Origin of the sequence: Sphingomonas daechungensis, from assembly GCF_039543105.1 — a bacterium.
Classification (GTDB): Bacteria; Pseudomonadota; Alphaproteobacteria; order Sphingomonadales; family Sphingomonadaceae; genus Sphingomicrobium; species Sphingomicrobium daechungense.
This window is the reverse complement of record NZ_BAABJC010000001.1, coordinates 1311484-1330994: the sequence shown is the minus strand read 5'-3', so window position 1 is coordinate 1330994 and position 19511 is coordinate 1311484. Positions and strand designations below refer to the sequence as shown.

Genomic DNA, 19511 nt, shown 5'->3' with positions numbered 1-19511 from the left:
CCCTGTCTCTCTCCGGGACCGGGCTTATGATTCTACGGTCCAGCCTGCAAGTTCACGGCGGACCAGCGCTTCGAGCATGTCCATCGATTCAGGCGCATCGTTGAGGCAGTCGAGCCGCGCGAAATGCTCTCCGCCCGCGGATAGGAACGTCTCCCGCCCCCGGATTCCAAGCTCTTCGACCGTCTCTACACAATCGGCGGCAAAGCCCGGCGCTGCGATCGCGATCCGCGTGACGCCCTCCTTCGGATAGTCGGCGAGCACCTTGTCCGTTGCGGGTTCAAGCCACTTCGCGCGCCCGAATCGCGACTGGAAAGCAATGTCGGTCGGGATGCCCAGTTGCTCGCTCAGGAGACGCGCGGTCTTCTGGCAATGACAATGATAGGGATCGCCGCGCTCGAGCGTCCGCTGCGGCATTCCATGAAAGCTGAGCAACAGGCGCTGGGGTTCGAAACCCAGGGCGGCAAGCTGACGTTCGAGGCTGGCTTTCAGCGCATCGATGTGGAGTGGATCGTCGTAATAGGGCGGTAGCGTTCGCAGGGCCGGCTGCCGCCGCATCGAGGCGACCTTGCCAAACACCGCGTCGAGCGCGCTGGCCGTCGTTGCTGCGCAATATTGCGGGTAGAGCGGCGCCGCGAGAATTCGCTCGCAGCCGAGCGCGGCCAAATTCTCGATGGCCTTGCCGATTCCGGGATTGCCGTAGCGCATCGCGAAATCGACAATGACGTCCTCGCCGAGGCGCTTCGCCAAGGCCTCTGCCTGGCGCCTGGTAATGGCCGCGAGCGGTGACCCTTCTTCAGTCCAGACCTGCTTGTACGCGTGCGCGGACTTCTTCGGCCGGGTGCGCAGGATGATGCCGTGAAGGATCGGTAGCCAGGCAATGCGCGGTATCTCGATGACCCGCGGGTCGCTGAGGAACTCGGCGAGGTAGCGGCGCACGGCGGCTGCTTCCGGTGCATCGGGTGTGCCGAGATTGATCAGCAGTACGCCGACGCGGCCGTGTGCAACTTGCGGGTGATTGGCAGGCTTCAACGGCGGTACTGCGCCTTGATGGCAACGCGGTCGATCTTGCCCGTCCCGAGCTTCGGCAGCGGATCGTCGACAAAGATGAACCGGGCCGGGATCTTGAATGCGGAAATGCGCGGCTCAAGGAAAGCCCGAAGCTCGGCATCGTCGAGCTGGTTGCCCTCCTCCACATAAACGACCGCGACCGGAACCTCTCCAAGCCGTTCGTCAGGCATCCCGAACACGCTGGCTTCGGCGACGGCCGGGCAGGCGTAAATTTCCGCCTCGACTTCGGCGCAGGGGATGTTCTCACCGCCCCGGATGATGATGTCCTTCTTGCGGTCGACGATAAAGAGGTAGCCGTCTTCATCGAGATATCCGATGTCGCCGGTCCGCACGTAGCCGTCGTCCGTAAACGCCGCCGATGTCGCTGCGGGGTCATCCCAATAGCACTTGATGTTGGCGGCCGAGCGAATGGCGACTTCCCCCCGCTCGAAAGGCGGCAGATGCGCATCGCCCGCTCCGAGGATCGCAAGATCGACGAATGGCTTCTGCGCCCGTCCGGTGGAATCCGGCTTGGCCGCGTAATTGCCCCAGAAGTTGGAGCAACCGACGGCATTGGTCTCCGTCAGTCCATATCCGAGCGCAGGCTGCGCCTTCGGGAATTCTTTGCCCAACCGCTCGACATGACTCACCGGCCGCGGTGCGCCGCCCGCCGCGATGTCTGTCAGTGACGACAAATCGTATTTGTTGCGGTCGGGGTGATTCATCAGCTCCAGGCTCATTGTCGGCACACCGACGAAGTAGGTGATGCCTTCCTTCTCGATCAGCCGGAGCGCCTCGCCCGCATCCCACTTCGCCATCATCACCATCGTCCGGCTGATCACGAAGCTGTTGAGCATCACCGGGACTTCGCCAGTGACGTGGAAAAGCGGGACGTTGATCAGGGTCCGCTTCGATGTCGGCGCGCGGTTTTCCTCGGTCATGATGCCGAGGAGCACGATCAGGCCAGTCGCATAGGCATAGACGCCAGTCGTAACGGCCCGGTGGGTGGAAAGCGCACCCTTGGATTCGCCCGTCGATCCCGACGTGAACAGGATCGTCGCATCGTCGTCGGGCTCGACCTCAGGCAGGCTAGCCCCGGCCTCGACGCCATCGAGGAGCGGCGTCAGTGCAGCCGAGAGCGGCTGTTCGATCGGCAGCGTCACCAGCTTGCACGATCCGCAAACGCCTTCGATCCGCTTCGCGCGCGGCGCGTCGGCGATGATCAGCTTCGGGCTGACCATGTCGAGCGCATGTTGCATCTCGTGCGGCTGCCACCAGCCGTTGAGCAGGGTCGCAATCCCTCCGGCCTTGGCGATGGCCATGTAGCTGACGACCCAGGACGGGCAGTTGCGCATCGCAATGCCGACGCGGTCGCCTTTCGCGATACCGCGCGACGCGAGTGCGTGGGCTAGCTGTTCGGACCACTGGTCGAGATCGGCGAAGGTCAGTCGCTCATCCCCTGCGACGATCGCTTCGACCTGGGCATTGAGTGCGCAGAACGTTCGGAAGAAGGACGGCAACGTTGCCGGGAAATTTGTGACGATCGACCGGCCCTTTTGGTCTTCGCCAATGATCAGCCGCCCGCCGGGCCCGACGACCCTCGCCAACATGTCATCGAACTTAAGGTCGAGCTCCGACGGCATCCCTTCTCCTTTGCCTTTCCGCTTCGCAACCTTATGAGGCGCTGTCCATAATCGGGGAAGACCTTGGCGATACAATCCGTAATCGGCGCAATCGTTTGGAACGATCTCGGCCTCAATCCAGTCGCGCTCGACCTCGGGTTCTTCCAGCTGCGCTGGTACAGCCTCGCCTATCTGGCCGGCATCTTCCTTGCCTATTGGTACCTGCTGAAGCTGATCAAGCAGCCCGGCGCGCCAATGGCGCGGCGTCATGTCGATGATCTCGTCTTCTACGGCGCCCTTGGCGTCATCCTCGGCGGCCGCATCGGCTACGTGCTGTTCTACAACCTCAGCTATTACCTTCAGCACCCTCTCGACATCTTCAAGCTGTGGGACGGCGGCATGTCCTTCCACGGTGGGATGATCGGGACGGTGCTCGGCATTCTCTATCTCAGCCGAAAGGAGAAGCTGCAGTGGCTTCGCGTGCACGATTATGTTGCTTGCTGCGTGCCGTTCGGACTGTTCTTCGGCCGGCTCGCCAATTTCGTGAATCACGAATTGTGGGGCGCACCGACCGACGTGTCTTGGGCAGTACGCTTTCCCGAGGTGGTTGCAGGGGTGACGGTTGATGGCCCGCCGCGCCATCCGAGCCAGCTATACGAAGCGGGCCTGGAAGGAATCGTCCTGTTCCTGATCCTCTGGGTCATGTTCTGGAAGACCAAGTCGCGATACGAACCGGGCAAGCTCGTCGGTGCCTTCACCTTCTTCTACGGCTTGTTCCGTTTCCTCGTCGAATTCGTGCGCGAACCCGATGCGCAGCTCACCGGATTTGCGCAGGCAACTGGCCTGCACATGGGACAGTGGCTGTCGCTGCCGATGATCATTCTCGGCGCGTGGCTGATGTGGACCGCGAAGGGCCGACGCGAGCGTGTCGAACCCATCGCCGGGTCGGAGAGCGTGGCCTGACTCCGCTGGAGCGGGCGCTTCGGGAGCGAATCCAGGCTGAGGGCCCGATTACGGTCGAGGCCTACATGGAAGCCTGCAATTCCTATTATTATGCGACGCGCGATCCGCTCGGCCGCGACGGCGATTTCACGACCGCTCCGGAGATCTCCCAGATGTTCGGAGAGATGGTCGGCGCGGCGCTTGCGGACGTCTGGGTGAATGCCGGGAAGCCTGCCGATGCGATCTACGCCGAGCTCGGCCCCGGCAGAGGCACGCTGGCGGCGGACGCGCTTCGTGTCCTTCGCGGTGCAGGCTTTTCCGGCGAGGTCCACCTCGTTGAGATGAGCCCCATTCTGCGGGATCATCAGGCACGAAACGTCCCGGATGCCCAGTGGCACGACTCACTACAGGATCTTCCTGCCGCTCCCCTCCTCCTCGTCGCCAACGAGTTCTTCGATGCGTTGCCGGTGCGGCAGTTCGTGTCGGGCGTTGAACGGAAGGTGACGATTGCGGCGGGCGGCCTGGCATTCGACCGCGACGGGGAAATCGTCGAAGACTCGCCGGTGCAGGAGGCTGCCGTTTCGGCGATCGCCACGTGCCTGACGCAATGTGGCGGTGTCGCTCTGGTCATCGACTACGGCCACGACCGCAGCGCTCCTGGCGATACGCTGCAGGCCGTTCGTGGCCATCGCTATGTGCCCACGCTGGTCGACCCGGGTGAGCAGGATCTGACCGCCCACGTCGATTTCGAAGCGCTCGGCCGCGTTGCAAAGGATGCGGGGGCGGCCGTGACGAAAGTCGTCACGCAGGGTAGCTGGCTGAACAGTCTCGGCATCGGCGCGCGCGCGGCAGCTCTTGCAACCGCGAACCCCCAGCGCGTCGAGGAGCTCGAGATCGCGGTCGACCGGCTTTGCCACGAGGAGCAGATGGGGCAGTTGTTCAAGGTCATGGCAATCCGTTCACCGGACTGGCCAGTGCCTGCAGGATTCGGGGAATGAACCTTAGCTATCGCAGCGCCGGGCTCGAAGATGCGGAAGCGGTGGACCGCGTTTTCCGCGCAACGTTCATCGATACGTTCGCGCACCTTTATCGGCCGGAAGACCTGGAAGCGTTCCTCGCCAAGTTCACCCTCGAGGCGTGGAGGGCGGAGCTTGCCGACGACCGCTTCGTCTTCCGTCTTGCCGAATCCGACGGCCAGCCGATTGGCTTTGCGAAGATGGGGCCGCCCGAACTTCCGGTCGACACGAACGAGCCCTGGGTCGAGCTGCGTCAACTCTACGTCATGAACGAATGGCGCGGGGCGGGGGCGGCGCGGGAGTTGATGGACTGGGTTCTGGCCGAAGCGAAGGCGCGCGGGGCAACCGACCTCTATTTGACCGTCTACACCGACAATCACCGGGCCCGCCGCTTCTACCAGAAGTACGGCTTCGTCGAGGTCGGGCCCTACGCGTTCATGGTCGGCGAACAGGCCGACGAAGACCTCATCATGCGCAAGAGCCTGTGAGCGTCGAACCCTTCCGGTCCGAACTGCTCGCCGGCATTCCGCACGGCTTTCTCGGGCGCCAGGGCGGCGTCTCGGAAGGCGAAATGTGGGGCCTCAACGTCGGTTATGGCAGCGGCGACGTTCCGGAGCACATCGCGGAAAACCGCCAACGAGCCATCGAAGCGGTCTTCCCGTCGGCCGCTCTGGCGACCGTCCATCAAATCCACTCGCCGACAGTCGTGTATGCCGCCGAGCCATGGCCGCAGGACGAGCGGCCTCATGCCGATGCCATGGTGACCGACCGGCCCGGCTTGCTGCTCGGCGTGCTGACCGCCGACTGCGCGCCGGTTCTGTTCGCGGACGAAGCCGCGGGGATGGTGGCCGCCGCGCATTCCGGCTGGCGGGGTGCATTCGGTGGGGTGAACGAAGCGACCATCAACGCGATGGAGTCACTGGGCGCGAGCCGCGACCGCATCGTCGCGGCGATCGGGCCCACCATCGCGCAGTCATCGTACGAGGTCGACGAGGCTTTCCGGGAACGCCTCGCAAAAGATGACGGCGAGAATGCGCGCTTCTTCGTTGCGGGGCCTGGCGGAAAGCCGCATTTCGATCTGCCCGGCTATATCCTCCATCGGCTTTCGCGGACCGGCATTGCACGGTCGGAGGCGCTTGCGCTCGACACGTACGCCGATCCGGAACGCTTCTTCAGCTATCGCCGTTCGACGCACCGGAATGAGCCATCCTACGGGCGCCAGATCGCCCTGATCGGCCTTCCGACGAAAAGCTGAACTTATGGGCAGGCTCCGCGGACTTGATTGGCCTCTTGCGCGGTGACGCGCTAAGGCCCGCCGCGAACAGGAGACGAATTTTGCCTACCGAAGACGAGATTAGCGGAACGTCCAAGCGCCGCCCGAAACAATCCCCCACCAGCATCGGCAATCACAAGCTGAAGCCCTCGACCCTGATGCTCGGCTACGGCTTCGACCCGGCCTTGAGCGAAGGCTCGCTGAAGCCGCCAGTGTTCCTGACCTCGACCTTCGTGTTCGACAGCGCCGCGGACGGAAAGCGGTTCTTCGAAGGCGTCACCGGCAAGCGCCCGGGTGGCGCCGAAGGCCTGATCTATTCGCGCTTCAACGGGCCGAACCAGGAAATCCTCGAAGACCGCCTCGCCGTCTGGGAAAGCGCGGACGACGCGCTCGCTTTCTCCAGCGGCATGTCGGCCATCGCAACATTGCTCCTGACCTTCGTCCAGCCCGGAGACGTCGTCGTTCACTCCGGCCCGCTCTACGCGGCGACCGAGACTTTGATCGCCAAGATCCTCGGCCGTTTCGGCGTGTCTTACCTCGACTTCCCGTCGGGTGCGTCGCGCGAAGAAATCGATGCGGTGATCGCCAAGGCGAAGGAAAAGGGCCGGGTCGCGCTCATCTACCTGGAGAGCCCGGCCAACCCGACCAACGCGCTCGTCGACGTCGAGGCGGTTGCTGCTGCCCGCAACGCCGCTTTCCCTGAAGCGCAGCGCCCGCCGATCGCGATCGACAATACCTTCCTCGGTCCGCTTTGGGCGCATCCGATCCAGCAGGGTGCGGACATCAGCGTCTACAGCCTCACCAAATATGCCGGCGGCCACAGCGACCTCGTCGCGGGCGGCCTGGTCGGGCGACAGGGCCTGATCGACCAGATCCGTATGATGCGGAACACGATCGGCACCATCTGCGACCCGAATACCGCCTGGATGCTGCTGCGCAGCCTTGAAACGCTCGAACTTCGCATGGAGCGTGCGGGTGAAAATGCCGCCAAGGTCTGCGCCTTCCTGCGTAATCATCCGAAGGTGGAAAGCGTCGGTTACCTCGGCTTCCTGGACGAGGGCTCGAGCCAGGCGGACATCTATCGGCGTCACTGCCTCGGTGCCGGCTCGACCTTTTCGCTGTACCTCAAGGGCGGCGAGAAGGAGGCCTTCGCGTTCCTCGATGCCTTGAAGATCGCGCATCTTGCCGTCAGCCTCGGCGGGACCGAGACGCTGGCCAGCGCTCCGGCCGCCATGACCCATTTGTCGGTTCCGGACGAGCGCAAGCAGGCGCTCGGCATCACCGACAATCTGGTCCGCATTTCCATTGGCGTTGAGGATCCCGACGATTTGATCGCCGATTTCGAGAACGCGTTGCGCTCGGTCTAGCGGGCGTCGAGCTCGCTCAGCAGGGTGTTGGCATAGCGGATCGCGACGGTAATCGCGGTCCCGAAGACGAAGCCTTCGAAGGCGCCAAAGCCCATTTGAGCGATGATCCCGAAGTGCGTCTCGCCGAACCATCGGCCTAGTGCATCGATGTTGAGCGGCGACTCCGGAAAGGTCGCCGCCAGCGAGTCCAGGCTGGCGCCCATCAGCCTGCCGCCAATGAGGGGAAGAACGGCGCCCATCGCGCCACCCGCCAGCGCCGCTCCCGAGATCGACGGCCACGACCGGACGCGTGCGAGCGAGAGGTGCGACCCAAGGCCGACCGCGCCGCCGAGGAGCATCCCCTCGAACCCGCCGGCGATTCCGCCTGGTGTCTTGCCGAGCAGCACGCTGAAGGCGTCGGCGCCAACCATCTTGACCGCGCCGCCGATCACGAGGCCACCGATCGCAGCTCCAGCGGTCGTCGAGATCCAGCTCCTGCCGGCAGCGCGGTGGGCCGCGGCCATACCGCAACCGATCGCGAAGCCGCCGATGGCGCCGGCCAGGATGTTGATCGAGAGCATGACCATCAGGAACGATGCTGCGCCGACTGCAGGCCGGAGCGGGTCGGGCGTCGCTCCAAGCCCGTAGACAAAACCACCAACGACGCCAGCGAGCGCGCCCCCGATGGCGCAGGCTGCAATCAACGAAGCGCCGCCCAGCCAGTCCGCCGGGAAGGTGATCTGGCGCCCGATGCGAGTCTCGACATGCTTGCCCTCGACGGGCGCGATGAAGCGGTAGCCGTGCTTCGGAACCGTCTCGATGAAACGCGGCTTGCTCGCCTCGTCGCCAAGCAATCGGCGAAGGTTGGTGATGCACTGGCTGAGCGCTTCATCGGTGACCGGAACGCCCTTCCAGACGTCGTCGAGGAAACGATCGCGCGTGATCAGCTGCCCAGGATTGCGAAGCATCAGGATCAACGCATCCAGGTAGCGGCTGTTGACCTCGATCGGATCGCCGCCGTTGGTCAGCCGTCGCTGATTGGCGTCGACCTCAAATCGGTCGAACTTGAACCGCGTGCTCACCTCAGTTCCAGTCCTCGATGGCCCAACCGCGCGTTTTCGCGAGCTTTGCCAATCGGTCGTGCGGGTTCACCGCGACAGCCTCGTCGGACCATTCGAACACCGGCGCGTCGCTGGCATGGTCCGAATAGAAGCGCACATGACCCCGCTCGAAACCGCTCTTCGATAGCCAGTCGGTCACCATCCGCAGCTTCGCCGGACCGTAGCAATTCTCGCCGTCAATCTTGGCGTGGACGCGTTCGTCGAGGCCGATGATCGAGCCGGTGCCGATCACATCGTCGAAGCCAAGACGGTCCCCGATCGCCTGTGCGTAAAGGCGATAGCTGGCGGTTGCCATGACCACACGCCGTCCTTCCGCCTTGTCTCGTGCGATCGCCGCGCGCGCCCCGGGTCGGACATTCGATGCGGCGGTCTTTTCGGCGAAACTGTCGACGAGCGGCTTCAACTCGTTCGGATGCCGCTTCGACCCAAGCAGCAAGCGATGATTGATCTCCTTCAGCCGGCCGCGATCGATCAGCTTCAGGACGTAGGCGAGCATCGACGCGATCACGAGCGGGATGAGCACCAGCCGCCACGGCGCGCGATGCAGGGCGCAATGGATCAGGAATGGCGTGTAGGTCGCGTGGCGCGTGACGGTCCGGTCCATGTCGTAGATCGCGAAGTCGGTCATGCGCGGCCTTCGAGGATCGCCGTGACCAACTCGTGATCGGCGGGCTTGTCGACGTCGACTGCCGCCAGCGGGTCGGACAGTTCGACCGCTTGGACGTTGAGGCCGAGCTTGCGCCCAACGCCATCAAGTGTCTGCTGCAACGTGCGGAGACGGAACAGCGCTCCGAGGAACCCGAAGACGCCGAGCGTCAGCAGCATCCGGATGGCCTTCTTCCGGTTCTGCTCGTTGGAGCCCCATAGCTGCAGCGTCGAACGAATCTTCGGACTGCCGAGCAGGAACAGGTTCGCCCCGCTGTAGGCACCGCCGCGGAATTTCAGCCACGTGCGCTTGGTCTGCGGAAGGCGCTTCAGCAGCGCGGCCTGTGAAACCAGGCCGATCGCGACGTCCGCCCCCGCAGCCTTGCCGAGGAAGTCTGCGATCATCGCGGGCGTCAGCAAGGCGTGATCGGCAGTGGTCACTAGGATCGGCCAACGCACACTCGGATCGACGCACATCTTTTCCAGCGTAGCGGCAATCGTGTCGCCGGACGCCTCAACCGAAATGCGGGCGTCCTCGGGGAGCACGTCGCGAATTCTTTCGGGCTGCTGGGCGAGAACGCGCACCAAGGTGATTCCCTCGCTTTGCAGCAAGGCCTCGACCGGCCGGCGCACCATGGGTTCGCCGCCGACCGGTATGAGCGCTTTCAGGTCGGTGCCGTAGCTTTCGGCGAAGGGGTCCTTGCCTGGCCGCGATCCGGCCAGGACGACCGCGGTCGCCGCGCTCATGCCAGCCAGGACACGATTTTCTGGCCGCGATCGTGGGCGGCATTCGCCTGCGCCAGCCGGACGGCGTGGAAGATGAGGGAGACGAGCGTCCACAGCGCGACCAGCTCGATGCCGGTATCGGGCCGCTGAAACAGCAGCGCGAAGAACAGGATGACCATGTTCGGATTACGCCGCGCAGTGATCAGCCGGAACTTGCTGTCGATCGGACGCCACACGTGAATGTGCATCCGCCCGAACCTGCGCATGAAGACGCCTTCGATGATCCGCTGCGCAACGTAGCCGCCGACGATCGCCCACAGCAGCATCACTGCATAAACCGGCTCGATGGGCGTGCCGTAGGCATCGAGCCCGTGGATCCAGGCCCACCACCAGAACGGTGGATGGATGAGGTCGATGCCGTGATCGAAGACGTTGCCCCACTTCGACGAAGCGCCGGTGCACCGCGCCAGCTTCCCGTCGACCGTGTCGAGCACCATGAACACGAACCCGGCGGCGATCCCCAGCCAGTAGCTGCCGATCCAGAACAGATAGAATGCAAGCACGCAGCCGACCGCGCCAATCAAGGTCACCATGTTTGGCGTCATGCCCGCCTGCGCGGCCCAGCGAGTCAGGTGGAACGCCGGCTTTCGCCACAGGTACAGTGTCAGGATGTCGGTCACACCCTTGTAGGCGCCGTCGTACGCCGCCTTCTCGACGAGGATGGGATTGGCCGGATCGAGGGGCATGACGAACGGCCGCTCGCGTTTGCGGAGCTGCTCGTTGTTCAACTCGCCGGTCTCGGCGTCGATCAGCTCGTATCCGGCCAGCGTCTCGCCGCTTTCGATTGCCGCTATTGCGGCCCCCGCATCGCGATCCGCCGGCACATTCACGAGCACCGGCGTCCCGCTTAGGGTCAGTGCCGCGCCGGACCGGTTCGAAATCTCGCGAAGCCACGCCGGGTCCCATGCAAAGTCCATGTTTGCGAGCACGACGTGGCGGCTGGGACGCGCACTGTCGGAAGCTTCCAGCCCGATGTTCTCCGCGATCCGGCAAGCGCGAGTCTGCGCATCCATCCCGAACAGCTGGGCGGGGTTGTTGCCGACAGGGACGAAAAGGGTGCGCTGATCGGTTGCCATTACCGCCCGGCTTAGAGGCAAGAATCCGGGCAGAAAAGTGGCGTTAACTGGCTCCCCTTGCCCGTAAGTTTGATTGAGGGCAGTGTCCGCGCCGAATGGTCGCCTCAGCCGCATCCACCGCCGAGGGCGGGAATCCGACACTACGGATCAGAGGAACGCTGACGATCACGCGCGCGGCGAGCATCCAGCGAGAGATCGATGCGGAAGCCGACCCGTTGACGATCGACCTGTCCGGCGTCGAGCGGATGGACACGGTCGGCGCCTGGCTGATCTACCGCGCGGTTCGCGACCGTCACGTCAAGGTCGTGGGCGCGAGTGCGGAGACCGAAGGCCTGCTTCACGAGGTCGCGGAATACGACAAGCCCGTGCAGGTCCGGCCGGAGGAAGGCCCAGGCTTCACGCGCGCCATCTCCGAACTTGGCGAGTGGATCGCCGAGACCGGGCGCACCTTGGTCGGCCTGCTCGGCTTCTTCGGCGCGACCCTGATCGGCCTTGCCAACGTGACCACCCGGCCCAAGCGCTTCCGGCTCAATGCCGTGGTTCAGCGCTTCGACGTCGTCGGCGTGAGAGCGCTCGGAATCATCGGGCTGATGAGCTTCCTGATCGGAATCGTGATCGGCCAGCAGGGCGCCGTCCAGCTCCAGCAGTTCGGAGCGGAGATTTACACCATCAACCTGATCGGTCGCATCACCGTCCGCGAGCTGGGAACGCTGATGACCGCCATCATGGTCGCGGGCCGGTCCGGCTCGGCCTTCGCGGCCCAGCTCGGCACGATGAAGATCACCGAGGAAATCGACGCAATGAAGACGATCGGAGTCTCGCCGATCGAAGCGCTGGTCATTCCGCGCCTGATCGCCGCCGTCATCATGATGCCGCTGCTGGCATTCTGGGCGATGCTGATGTCGCTGCTCGGCGGCGGAATCTTCGTCTGGCTGTCGCTGGGGATCCCGCCGCTGACCTACGTTCAACGCCTCCAGGAAGTGATTCCGATCACCGACCTCTGGGTCGGCCTGATCAAGGCTCCGGTGTTCGGGTTCATCATTGCTTTGGCCGGCTGCTTCCAGGGCATGCTGGTCGAGGGCAATTCCGAAGAGGTCGGCCTGCGGACGACGACCGCGGTGGTGCAGTCCATCTTTCTCGTGATCGTGCTCGATGCAGTCTTCGCCGTCTTCTTCAGCTCGATAGGTTGGGGATGAGCATCGAAACGCCAAAAGGCTGTGTGCCGGTCATCGAGGTTCGGGGCCTTTCCAACCACTTTGGCGACCAGGTGATCCACGAGGATCTGGACCTGACCGTATGCCGCGGGGAGATCCTCGGCGTGGTTGGCGGGTCCGGCACCGGCAAGTCCGTCCTGATGCGGTCGATCATCGGACTTCAGACCCCTGCGGCGGGCGAGGTGGAGGTGCTCGGCGAGAACATGGTCGGCCGCGAGGAGGATGAAGCGAAGAACATCCGCCGCCGCTGGGGCATCCTGTTCCAAAACGGCGCCTTGTTCTCGACCTTGACCGTGGCCGAGAACGTCGAAGTCCCGATCCGCGAGTATTTTCCCTACATCAAGGCGCCGCTGCTCGACGAAATCGCGTCCTACAAGATCGCGATGGGTGGGCTGCCGCCAGATGCCGGACCCAAATATCCGTCAGAGCTGTCGGGCGGCATGGTCAAGCGCGCTGGCCTGGCCCGCGCTCTGGCGCTCGATCCTGAGCTCCTCTTCCTCGACGAGCCGACGGCCGGCCTCGACCCCATATCGGCGGCGGCTTTCGATGACCTTATCCTTGGGCTGCAGAAGCGGCTGGACCTGACGGTCTTCCTCATTACGCACGATCTCGATACGCTTTACGCGATCTGCGACCGGGTCGCCGTACTCGCGGACAAGAAGGTCATTGCGGTCGGAACGATACCGGAACTCTTGGCTTTGGATCATCCTTGGATACAAGAATATTTTAACGGGCCGCGCGGTCGGGCCGCGGCGGATACGGCGAAGGAGCACGCGCAGGCCTGATGGAAACGCGTTCGAACTATGTGATGGTCGGCGCTGTGACCCTTGCGATGCTCGCGGGGCTGTTGCTGTTCACCGTCTGGATCGCCGGTCTGAATAGCAAGCAGACCAAGTGCTACGATATTTACTTCGCCCAGGGCGTGAGCGGACTCAACAAGGGTTCCAGCGTGTCCTTCTCGGGTGTCCCTGTCGGGCAGGTCGGCAAGATCTCGCTCCTTCCGAATCGTCCGGAGTTCGTCTGGGTCAGGATCGAAGTCGATAATGAAACCCCCGTGCTTCAGGGGACGACCGCCCAGATCAAGGGTGTCGGCTTCACCGGTGTGAGCGAAATCCAGCTCGGCGGCGCCGTAAAGGGCGCACGCCCGATCACGCAGGCGGGACCACAGGGCTGCCCGGTCGTGCCGGCCAGCTCGGGGGGTCTCGGCGCCTTGCTGAACAGCGCTCCGGAACTGATCGACCGGATCCAGCGGCTGACGGAGCGGCTGACCGAGTTGCTCAGCGACAAGAATCAGAACGCCATTTCCGACATCCTCGAGAACGTCGACCGCACCACCAAGGTCCTCGCCGATCGCGCGCCCGAGCTTGCGGACGCCATCGGCGATGCCCGCATCGCGGCTCGCGAGGCCGGCGTCGCCGCGCAGAAGTGGGGCGAAGTCGCCAACACGACAAACGGTATCCTGCAGGAAGATGCGAAGCCGGCGATGGCCAACCTCAACCGGGCGATCGCCTCGGTCCAGAGCGCTGCCGACAATCTCGACAAGGTGCTGGGCGACGCACGCCCCGGCGTGCAGAACTTCAGCAAGTCGACCTTGCCCGAAGCCAACCGCCTGATCCGCGACCTTCGCGATCTGACGCAATCGCTGAAGGGCGTGTCCGAGCGCGTCGAGCAGGGTGGAATCGGCGGCACATTGGGTCCGCAAAAGCTGCCCGACTACAATCCGAGGAAGCAGAAATGAGACTGGCGGCGCGTGTTCTGGGTCCGTTGACGCTGGCGCTAGCTGTCGGCGCATGCTCGCTGAGTGGAGCTCTTGGCGGCGGCGGGAAGGCCCCCGCATCGCTTTTGACGCTGACGCCGGATGCCGCGCCGACGGGCGAGTTCACGCGTGCCGCAAATGCCGGTCAGTCGGTGACCGTAAGCACACCGGTGGTGTCCAAGGAGCTTCGGACGACGCGCATCCCCGTCCGGGTCAGCCCGACCGACGTTCAATATGTGACCGATGCGCAGTGGATCGACACACCGGACCGCCTGTTTGCCAACCTTGTTGCAGAAACAATTCGGCGGACGACCAACCGCGTGGTGCTCGATCCGGGAATGACTGGTCTCGATCCGGGGCTGATCGTGTCAGGAGAGCTCCAGGAATTCGGTTTCGACGCCGGCAGCGGCCAAGTAGTTGTCAGGTTCGATGGCGCGCTGTCGACGGCTGGCGGAACGCGGGTCGAGACGCGACGCTTCGAGGCTACCGTGCCCTCGGATGGCTCATCAACAGGCGTTGGACCCGCGCTTAACCAGGCCGCCAACAAGGTTGCGCACGACGTCGCCGGCTGGGTCGGGAACCGGCAGGCTCCCTAAACCAGGCTCTTGCTCGCCTGCTCGTAGACGTCGCGGGAAAGACCGCGCGAGTTCGCGACTCTCTCCAGCTGCTCCCGCATCAGTTCCGACCTTTTCGGTTCGAATCTCCGCCAGCGTCCGAGCGGAGGAACCAGGCGCGCTGCAATCTGTGGGTTGATCTTGTCCGCTGCGATGACGAGGTCGGCAAGGAACCGGTAGCCTCGCCCCGAGGCGTCGTTGAACACCCAGTGGTTCGCTCCAAAACTTCCGCCGAGCGCGCGAAGCCGGTTCGGGTTCTGGATCGTGAAAGCCGGATGGGACGCCAGCCGCTCGACCTCGTCCAACGTTCCGGGCCGCTGCGCCGCCGCCTGCAGCGCGAACCACTTGTCGATGACCAAGGGGTCGTTTTCGAAGCGGTCATGGAACGCCTTCAAGGCGTCCGCCCGCTCCGGACCATCGAGCGACACCAGAATTCCAAGCGCTCCCTGGCGATCGGTCATGTTGTCGGCTGCGTCGAATTGCGCCTTCGCGAGGCGAGCGCCCTCGGCCGGATTGCCGCCAGCGATCAGTCCAAGCGAAACGGTGCGGAGCCGGCGCGTACCCTTGGCCAATGGCGAAAGGTCGGCCCCCGACCCGCTCACCGCCGATTGCGCCTTCGACAGTTCGTCGAACAGCGCCATCCCGAGCGCTGCCCGCAATTGCTCCCGCGCCGCGTGGATGGCGTCGGGATCGACCACCTCCAGCCGCTCGGCCACAACCGCTTCCTGGGGAAGCAGGATCGCTTCGGCCTTGAACGCTGGATCGAGTTCGTTCGACTGCAGAGTGTTGCGGACGGCCCGGATCAGCGGCTCGAAGTCCGGCTGTTCGCCCCTCGCTCCGTCGAGCAAGGCGGTGAACGCCAGTTCCTGCATCGCTTCGTAACGGGCGAAGGGATCGGTGTCGGTCTGGGCAAGGCGCTCCAGCTCCCCGTCGCGCCGGGAGCCGTGGATCACGACGGGCGCCGAAAAGCCGCGATTGATCGACAGCAAGGGCGCTTCCTTCAGCCCCTCGAACTGAACCTCGCGGCTAAGGCCGTCGACCATCACCAATTGCTCGGGCGCAATTTCGGTGCCGCTCTCCTCGCCGATCAGCGCCGTCCTCAGCGGAATCGGCATCGTCTGCTTGCTTGGCTGCCCCGGCGTCGGAGCGACGCGCTGGTCGAGCAGGAGTGTGGCCGTTCCTGCGTCAGGGTCGTAGTCCAGACGCGCTCCGATCTGGGGCGTGCCGGCCTGGCTGTACCAGATCTTGAACGCGGACAGGTCGACACCGCTCGCATCCTCCAGCGACTTGACGAAGTCGTCGCAGGTCGCCGCCTGACCGTCGTGACGTTCGAAATAAAGGTCGGTGCCGGCCCTGAACTTCTCGGGTCCCAGCACGGTGCGAAACATGCGGATCAGCTCGGCGCCCTTGTTATAGACGGTCGCCGTGTAGAAGTTCGAAATCTCGATGTAGCTGTCGGGACGGACAGGATGGGCAAGCGGCCCCGAATCCTCCGGGAACTGCACCATGCGCAGGATCCGCACATCCTCGATGCGCTTGACCGCCGCGCTGCCCATGTCCGCCGAGAAGCCCTGGTCGCGGAAGACGGTGAAGCCTTCCTTGAGGCTCAATTGGAACCAGTCCCGGCACGTGACGCGATCGCCGGACCAGTTGTGGAAATATTCGTGCGCGACCACCCGCGAGATATTGTCGAAGTCGACGTCGGTGGCAGTGTCCGGATCGGCAAGGACGTAGGCCGAATTGAAGATGTTGAGGCCCTTGTTCTCCATCGCGCCCATGTTGAAGTCAGACACGGCGACGATGTTGAACAGGTCCAGATCATATTCTCGGCCGTAGACACGTTCGTCCCAGTCCATGCTTGCCTTGAGGCTGCCCATCGCATGCTGGGTCTTGGGCAGGTCCGCTTCGCGCACCCAGATCGCAAGATCGACCTTGCGCCCCGACATGGTGGTGAAACTGTCGCGGTTGGCCTTGAGGTCGCCCGCAACCAGGGCGAACAAATAGGACGGCTTCGGAAACGGGTCTTCCCATTCTGCCCAGTGGAGCCCGCCATCCAACTTGCCGGTGGCGATCGGGTTGCCGTTGGTCAGCAGGATCGGGAACTTGGCCTCGTCGGCCTCCATCCGCACCCGATACTTGCTGAGCACATCCGGGCGATCCGGGAAAAAGGTAATGCGCCGGAATCCTTCCGCCTCGCACTGCGTGCACAGCATGCCGTTGGAGGCGTAGAGCCCCATCAGCTTGCTGTTGGCGGCGGGATTGATCTCGGTTTCGATCGCCACCTCGTGCGCATCGCCATCAAGCGTCACGACCAAGTCGCCGCCGTCCATCTCCCAGGCGTCGGACGTCTGGCCATCGACCCAGACCCCAAGCGGCTTCAGGTCGTCACCGTTGAGACGAAGAAGAGCGCCGCCAGACGCCGCTGGATTGCGCATCACGCTGAGCTTCGACTGGACGCGCGTCCGCTCGATTCCGAGAGTAAAGTTCAGCGCGATTTCCGGCACCAGCCAATCGGGCGGCCGATAATCTTCCCGGCGAATGGTGGCGTGGGTCGGCGAGGGCGGGGCCTCGGGTGCTGTCTCCGCGTCCGGGAGGGTTCGTACATCGGCCATCGCCGCGACTTAGGGCGACGGCCATTGCTAGGCAATGAGGCTAAGTCCCTGTTATAGGCGGTCGGACCTGGACGTAGCACCATCCGCAGCAGGAGCAGCCGATGATTCGATCCGCGTATATCCTCATCCCACTTGCGGCCCTTTCAGCGCTTGCCGCCGCGTGCGCCCAGCAGGACGCCGCGGGCGGTACGGCTTCCGCAGCCTCATCCAGTTCGGGCCGTGACTGCTTCAACGCGCGAAACGTGAGCAGCTTCACGCCTCATGGGACCGATGCGGTCGATATTCAGGTGGGCGTTCGCCGTTATTATCGGCTCACGTTTGCCGGGGCCTGCCAGAACATCAACTGGGTCAATCGCGTTGCACTGGTCTCGCGCAGCGGTAGCTCGTTCATTTGTTCGGGGATGGACGCCGAGCTGATCGTCAAGGACTCGCCGATGGGCCCGCAACGTTGCCTGGTGAACTCCGTCACCCGCATCAGCGACGAGGAAGCCAAGACCCTCAAATACTATAAGTGATCAGGCCGCGTCTGGCGGGACCACCACGTTCCGCCCGCGCGTAAGGGCACCCAGCATCCCAGCAAGCGCCAGCACAGCGCCGGCAATGGCGATCGGCGTCCAGCGATAGCCCTCCAGTACGGTCGAAAAGGCCATGGCAATGATCGGGACAAGAACGCTGGAATAAGCGGCCTTCGCCGGCCCGATCTTCCGCACGACCGGATAGTAGAGGCTGAACGTCAGCACTGACGCGGGCAAGGCAAGGTAGAGGACACCGAGCCAATAGCCCGGCCGGTCCTCGAAGACCGGCGGCCCGGCCATGAAGAACGCAATCGCGGCGTCTATGACCGCTCCAGCCGCCATCGACCAGGCTAGCATCGAAAACAGCGGGAAGCGGCGAACCTCCTTTCGCGCCTGGAACACGTTCGCGGCTGAGGCCGAGACCATCCCGAGGAGAGCCAGGCCGATGCCGACTGAAATCTCATCGGCCCTTACCGAATGCTGCTCGAACTCGTGTGCGAACAACAAGACGATGCCCGCAATCGCCACCAGCGAGCTCCAGACGAAGCGTCCGCTCGGCCGATGTCCGAGGAATGCCCAGGCCATCAACGTGCTGGGGATCAGCAGCAGCGCGAAGATGATGGCGACCACTCCCGACGTGATGTGTCGCTCCGCCAGGTAGACGGCGTTGAAGTTGATGCAGAACTGCGCGAACCCGAGGAACAGCGCAGGCAGGATGGCGGCGCGTCCGAGGTTCAGGCTCTCGCCCCTCCATCGCGCAACCATTGCCATCGCCACTGCCGCGATGGTGAACCGATAGGTCACCGACCATTGCGCCGGCACCGTCCCGAGCTGGTCGCGGATGACGATCCAGGTCGATCCCCAGATCGCCGTGAAGATGATGAACGGCAGGCCGACCTCGGCGAAGGTCGATCGCGGTTGGCTCACAGCGCGGCGATGGCCGCGGCGAGTTGCTCGACCGGCTCGCCGCCCTGGTCCCAGCTCGTCACCAGCCGGATTTCGTCCGGCCCCCAATCATAGAAATCGAAGCCCTTTGCTCGAAGCGACTCAGCCTCTGCCGGCGTTGCCCGAACGAAGATCTCATTGGCTTCGACGGGGTAGATCAGCCTCTCGCCTGTCGCCTTGGCGATCGTTTGCGCGATCGCATTTGCCGAGCGCGCATTGGCGAGCCACCGGTCGTCTTCCAGCAGTGCCAGGATCTGGGCAGCGAACATGCGGCCCTTGGACGCCAGATGCCCGGCGCGCTTGCGACGAACGGCAATCTCGTCCGCGAGCTCCGGCCGGAAAAGGATCATTGCCTCTGCGTTGAGGCCGCCGTTCTTCACGAACCCGAAGCTCAAGGCATCCACGCCGGCGCGCCACGTCAGGTCGGCCGGCGAGTCGCCGGTGCTGACGACAGCATTGGCAAAGCGAGCGCCGTCCAAGTGGAAGTTGAGGCCGTGTCGCCTGGCGACTTCGCCGAGAGCGCCAACTTCATCCGCCGAATAGACGAGCCCGTATTCCGTCGCGTTGGTGACCGAAAGCGCCTTGGGCTGTACCTGATGCACGTCCTTGCGAACGCGGCCGATCGCCCCATCGACGGATTCGACGGAGAGCTTCGCGCCGGGTCCGTCGACCAGAATCAGCTTGGCCCCATCGGCGAAGAATCCCGGAGCGCCCGCTTCGTCGACTTCGATATGCGCGTCGCGATGGCAGACGATGCCGCCATACCCCGGGCATAGCGCCGCCAGCGCCAAGCAATTCGCCGCCGTACCTGTCAGCACCCAGAAAGCGCGAACCTCGGTCTCGAAAACCTCGGAGAATGCGCGGTCGAGGCTCTGGCTCAGCGCGTCGCCGTCATAGGCCGTGTCCAGCCGGTTCGAGCGCGTGATCGCCTCGATCACAGCCGGGTGCGCGGCCGCCGCATTGTCGGAGAAAAAGCGCATG

19 protein-coding genes are annotated in these 19511 nt (G+C 64.1%); 10 read left to right on the top strand and 9 right to left on the bottom strand.

The features are described 5' to 3' along the window. Positions 1 to 24: 24 nt before the first annotated feature. Together hemH and ABD928_RS06985 are read right to left on the bottom strand one after the other, a co-directional pair. Positions 25 to 1029 (bottom strand): ferrochelatase, encoded by a 1005-nt coding sequence (gene hemH / locus ABD928_RS06990; RefSeq protein ID WP_345167403.1) that lies wholly within the window; start codon positions 1027 to 1029, stop codon positions 25 to 27. After that, positions 1026 to 2690 (bottom strand): class I adenylate-forming enzyme family protein, encoded by a 1665-nt coding sequence (locus ABD928_RS06985; RefSeq protein WP_345167400.1) that lies wholly within the window; start codon positions 2688 to 2690, stop codon positions 1026 to 1028. The genes hemH and ABD928_RS06985 overlap by 4 nt, the downstream gene beginning before the upstream one ends. Positions 2691 to 2753: 63 nt before the next feature. On the opposite strand from ABD928_RS06985, the gene lgt reads away from it, so the two are divergent. The 5 genes from lgt to ABD928_RS06960 all read left to right on the top strand — a co-directional run bounded on the left by lgt (position 2754) and on the right by ABD928_RS06960 (position 7267). Continuing rightward, a complete protein-coding gene (lgt, locus tag ABD928_RS06980; RefSeq protein ID WP_187715712.1) occupies positions 2754 to 3632 on the top strand; it encodes a prolipoprotein diacylglyceryl transferase in 879 nt (292 codons plus the stop codon). Further along, on the top strand, positions 3569 to 4609 hold the full coding sequence (locus tag ABD928_RS06975) for a class I SAM-dependent methyltransferase (RefSeq protein WP_345167396.1): 1041 nt from the start codon (positions 3569 to 3571) through the stop codon (positions 4607 to 4609). The genes lgt and ABD928_RS06975 overlap by 64 nt, the downstream gene beginning before the upstream one ends. Further along, positions 4606 to 5115, top strand: coding sequence for a GNAT family N-acetyltransferase (locus ABD928_RS06970; protein ID WP_345167394.1), 510 nt, complete (start codon positions 4606 to 4608; stop codon positions 5113 to 5115). Before ABD928_RS06975 ends, ABD928_RS06970 begins: the two co-directional genes overlap by 4 nt. Further along, on the top strand, positions 5112 to 5882 hold the full coding sequence (gene pgeF / locus ABD928_RS06965; RefSeq protein WP_187715713.1) for a peptidoglycan editing factor PgeF: 771 nt from the start codon (positions 5112 to 5114) through the stop codon (positions 5880 to 5882). Before ABD928_RS06970 ends, pgeF begins: the two co-directional genes overlap by 4 nt. An 80-nt stretch (positions 5883 to 5962) precedes the next feature. Then, a complete protein-coding gene (locus tag ABD928_RS06960; protein ID WP_187715714.1) occupies positions 5963 to 7267 on the top strand; it encodes a cystathionine gamma-synthase family protein in 1305 nt (434 codons plus the stop codon). Here ABD928_RS06960 and ABD928_RS06955 read toward each other — a convergent pair. Genes ABD928_RS06955 through ABD928_RS06940 form a run of 4 tightly spaced genes read right to left on the bottom strand, consistent with a single transcriptional unit; the run spans position 7264 to position 10874 of the window. Beyond that, positions 7264 to 8328 carry a winged helix-turn-helix domain-containing protein gene (locus ABD928_RS06955; RefSeq protein ID WP_345167391.1) on the bottom strand — a complete coding sequence of 355 codons (1065 nt, stop codon included), beginning with the start codon at positions 8326 to 8328 and terminating at the stop codon, positions 7264 to 7266. The two genes, ABD928_RS06960 and ABD928_RS06955, sit on opposite strands and share 4 nt — an antisense overlap. Before the next feature lies 1 nt (position 8329). Beyond that, on the bottom strand, positions 8330 to 8995 hold the full coding sequence (locus ABD928_RS06950) for an HAD family hydrolase (RefSeq protein WP_187715717.1): 666 nt from the start codon (positions 8993 to 8995) through the stop codon (positions 8330 to 8332). Further along, the gene (locus ABD928_RS06945) at positions 8992 to 9759 is read right to left on the bottom strand and encodes an NTP transferase domain-containing protein (RefSeq protein ID WP_345167388.1); all 768 of its coding nucleotides are present in this window, start codon (positions 9757 to 9759) and stop codon (positions 8992 to 8994) included. Before ABD928_RS06945 ends, ABD928_RS06950 begins: the two co-directional genes overlap by 4 nt. Continuing rightward, positions 9756 to 10874, bottom strand: coding sequence for a CDP-alcohol phosphatidyltransferase family protein (locus tag ABD928_RS06940; protein WP_187715720.1), 1119 nt, complete (start codon positions 10872 to 10874; stop codon positions 9756 to 9758). The genes ABD928_RS06945 and ABD928_RS06940 overlap by 4 nt, the downstream gene beginning before the upstream one ends. A 95-nt stretch (positions 10875 to 10969) precedes the next feature. Between ABD928_RS06940 and ABD928_RS06935 the strand changes: the two genes are divergently transcribed. The 4 genes from ABD928_RS06935 to ABD928_RS06920 are packed head-to-tail and all read left to right on the top strand — an operon-like array spanning position 10970 to position 14440. Continuing rightward, a complete protein-coding gene (locus ABD928_RS06935; RefSeq protein WP_187713689.1) occupies positions 10970 to 12070 on the top strand; it encodes an ABC transporter permease in 1101 nt (366 codons plus the stop codon). Further along, a complete protein-coding gene (locus ABD928_RS06930) occupies positions 12067 to 12873 on the top strand; it encodes an ABC transporter ATP-binding protein (protein WP_345167384.1) in 807 nt (268 codons plus the stop codon). Before ABD928_RS06935 ends, ABD928_RS06930 begins: the two co-directional genes overlap by 4 nt. Further along, positions 12873 to 13826 (top strand): MlaD family protein, encoded by a 954-nt coding sequence (locus ABD928_RS06925; RefSeq protein ID WP_345167381.1) that lies wholly within the window; start codon positions 12873 to 12875, stop codon positions 13824 to 13826. Before ABD928_RS06930 ends, ABD928_RS06925 begins: the two co-directional genes overlap by 1 nt. Continuing rightward, positions 13823 to 14440: an ABC-type transport auxiliary lipoprotein family protein gene (locus tag ABD928_RS06920; protein ID WP_345167379.1), complete on the top strand. Its 618-nt coding sequence runs from the start codon at positions 13823 to 13825 to the stop codon at positions 14438 to 14440. Before ABD928_RS06925 ends, ABD928_RS06920 begins: the two co-directional genes overlap by 4 nt. Here the strand turns inward: ABD928_RS06920 and pepN are convergent. Further along, positions 14437 to 17070: an aminopeptidase N gene (pepN, locus tag ABD928_RS06915; protein ID WP_345167377.1), complete on the bottom strand. Its 2634-nt coding sequence runs from the start codon at positions 17068 to 17070 to the stop codon at positions 14437 to 14439. The two genes, ABD928_RS06920 and pepN, sit on opposite strands and share 4 nt — an antisense overlap. 101 nt (positions 17071 to 17171) lie before the next feature. On the opposite strand from pepN, the gene ABD928_RS06910 reads away from it, so the two are divergent. Continuing rightward, entirely contained in the window at positions 17172 to 17585 is a 414-nt protein-coding gene (locus tag ABD928_RS06910) for a DUF6491 family protein (protein WP_345167375.1), read from the top strand. On the opposite strand, the gene ABD928_RS06905 is transcribed toward ABD928_RS06910, so the two are convergent. Together ABD928_RS06905 and ABD928_RS06900 are read right to left on the bottom strand one after the other, a co-directional pair. Next, on the bottom strand, positions 17586 to 18512 hold the full coding sequence (locus ABD928_RS06905; protein ID WP_187713692.1) for a DMT family transporter: 927 nt from the start codon (positions 18510 to 18512) through the stop codon (positions 17586 to 17588). Next, positions 18509 to 19510 carry a threonine aldolase family protein gene (locus ABD928_RS06900; RefSeq protein WP_345167372.1) on the bottom strand — a complete coding sequence of 334 codons (1002 nt, stop codon included), beginning with the start codon at positions 19508 to 19510 and terminating at the stop codon, positions 18509 to 18511. Before ABD928_RS06900 ends, ABD928_RS06905 begins: the two co-directional genes overlap by 4 nt. Between the last annotated feature and the right edge of the window lies 1 nt (position 19511).

Coding starts and splice junctions, on each gene's coding strand:
- ABD928_RS06985 (WP_345167400.1), bottom strand. CDS start 2,690: ATGCCGTCGGAGCTCGACCTTAAGTTCGATGACATGTTGGCGAGGGTC.
- ABD928_RS06970 (WP_345167394.1), top strand. CDS start 4,606: ATGAACCTTAGCTATCGCAGCGCCGGGCTCGAAGATGCGGAAGCGGTG.
- ABD928_RS06950 (WP_187715717.1), bottom strand. CDS start 8,995: ATGACCGACTTCGCGATCTACGACATGGACCGGACCGTCACGCGCCAC.
- ABD928_RS06945 (WP_345167388.1), bottom strand. CDS start 9,759: ATGAGCGCGGCGACCGCGGTCGTCCTGGCCGGATCGCGGCCAGGCAAG.
- ABD928_RS06940 (WP_187715720.1), bottom strand. CDS start 10,874: ATGGCAACCGATCAGCGCACCCTTTTCGTCCCTGTCGGCAACAACCCC.
- ABD928_RS06935 (WP_187713689.1), top strand. CDS start 10,970: ATGGTCGCCTCAGCCGCATCCACCGCCGAGGGCGGGAATCCGACACTA.
- ABD928_RS06930 (WP_345167384.1), top strand. CDS start 12,067: ATGAGCATCGAAACGCCAAAAGGCTGTGTGCCGGTCATCGAGGTTCGG.
- ABD928_RS06925 (WP_345167381.1), top strand. CDS start 12,873: ATGGAAACGCGTTCGAACTATGTGATGGTCGGCGCTGTGACCCTTGCG.
- ABD928_RS06920 (WP_345167379.1), top strand. CDS start 13,823: ATGAGACTGGCGGCGCGTGTTCTGGGTCCGTTGACGCTGGCGCTAGCT.
- pepN (WP_345167377.1), bottom strand. CDS start 17,070: ATGGCCGATGTACGAACCCTCCCGGACGCGGAGACAGCACCCGAGGCC.
- ABD928_RS06910 (WP_345167375.1), top strand. CDS start 17,172: ATGATTCGATCCGCGTATATCCTCATCCCACTTGCGGCCCTTTCAGCG.
- ABD928_RS06900 (WP_345167372.1), bottom strand. CDS start 19,510: ATGCGCTTTTTCTCCGACAATGCGGCGGCCGCGCACCCGGCTGTGATC.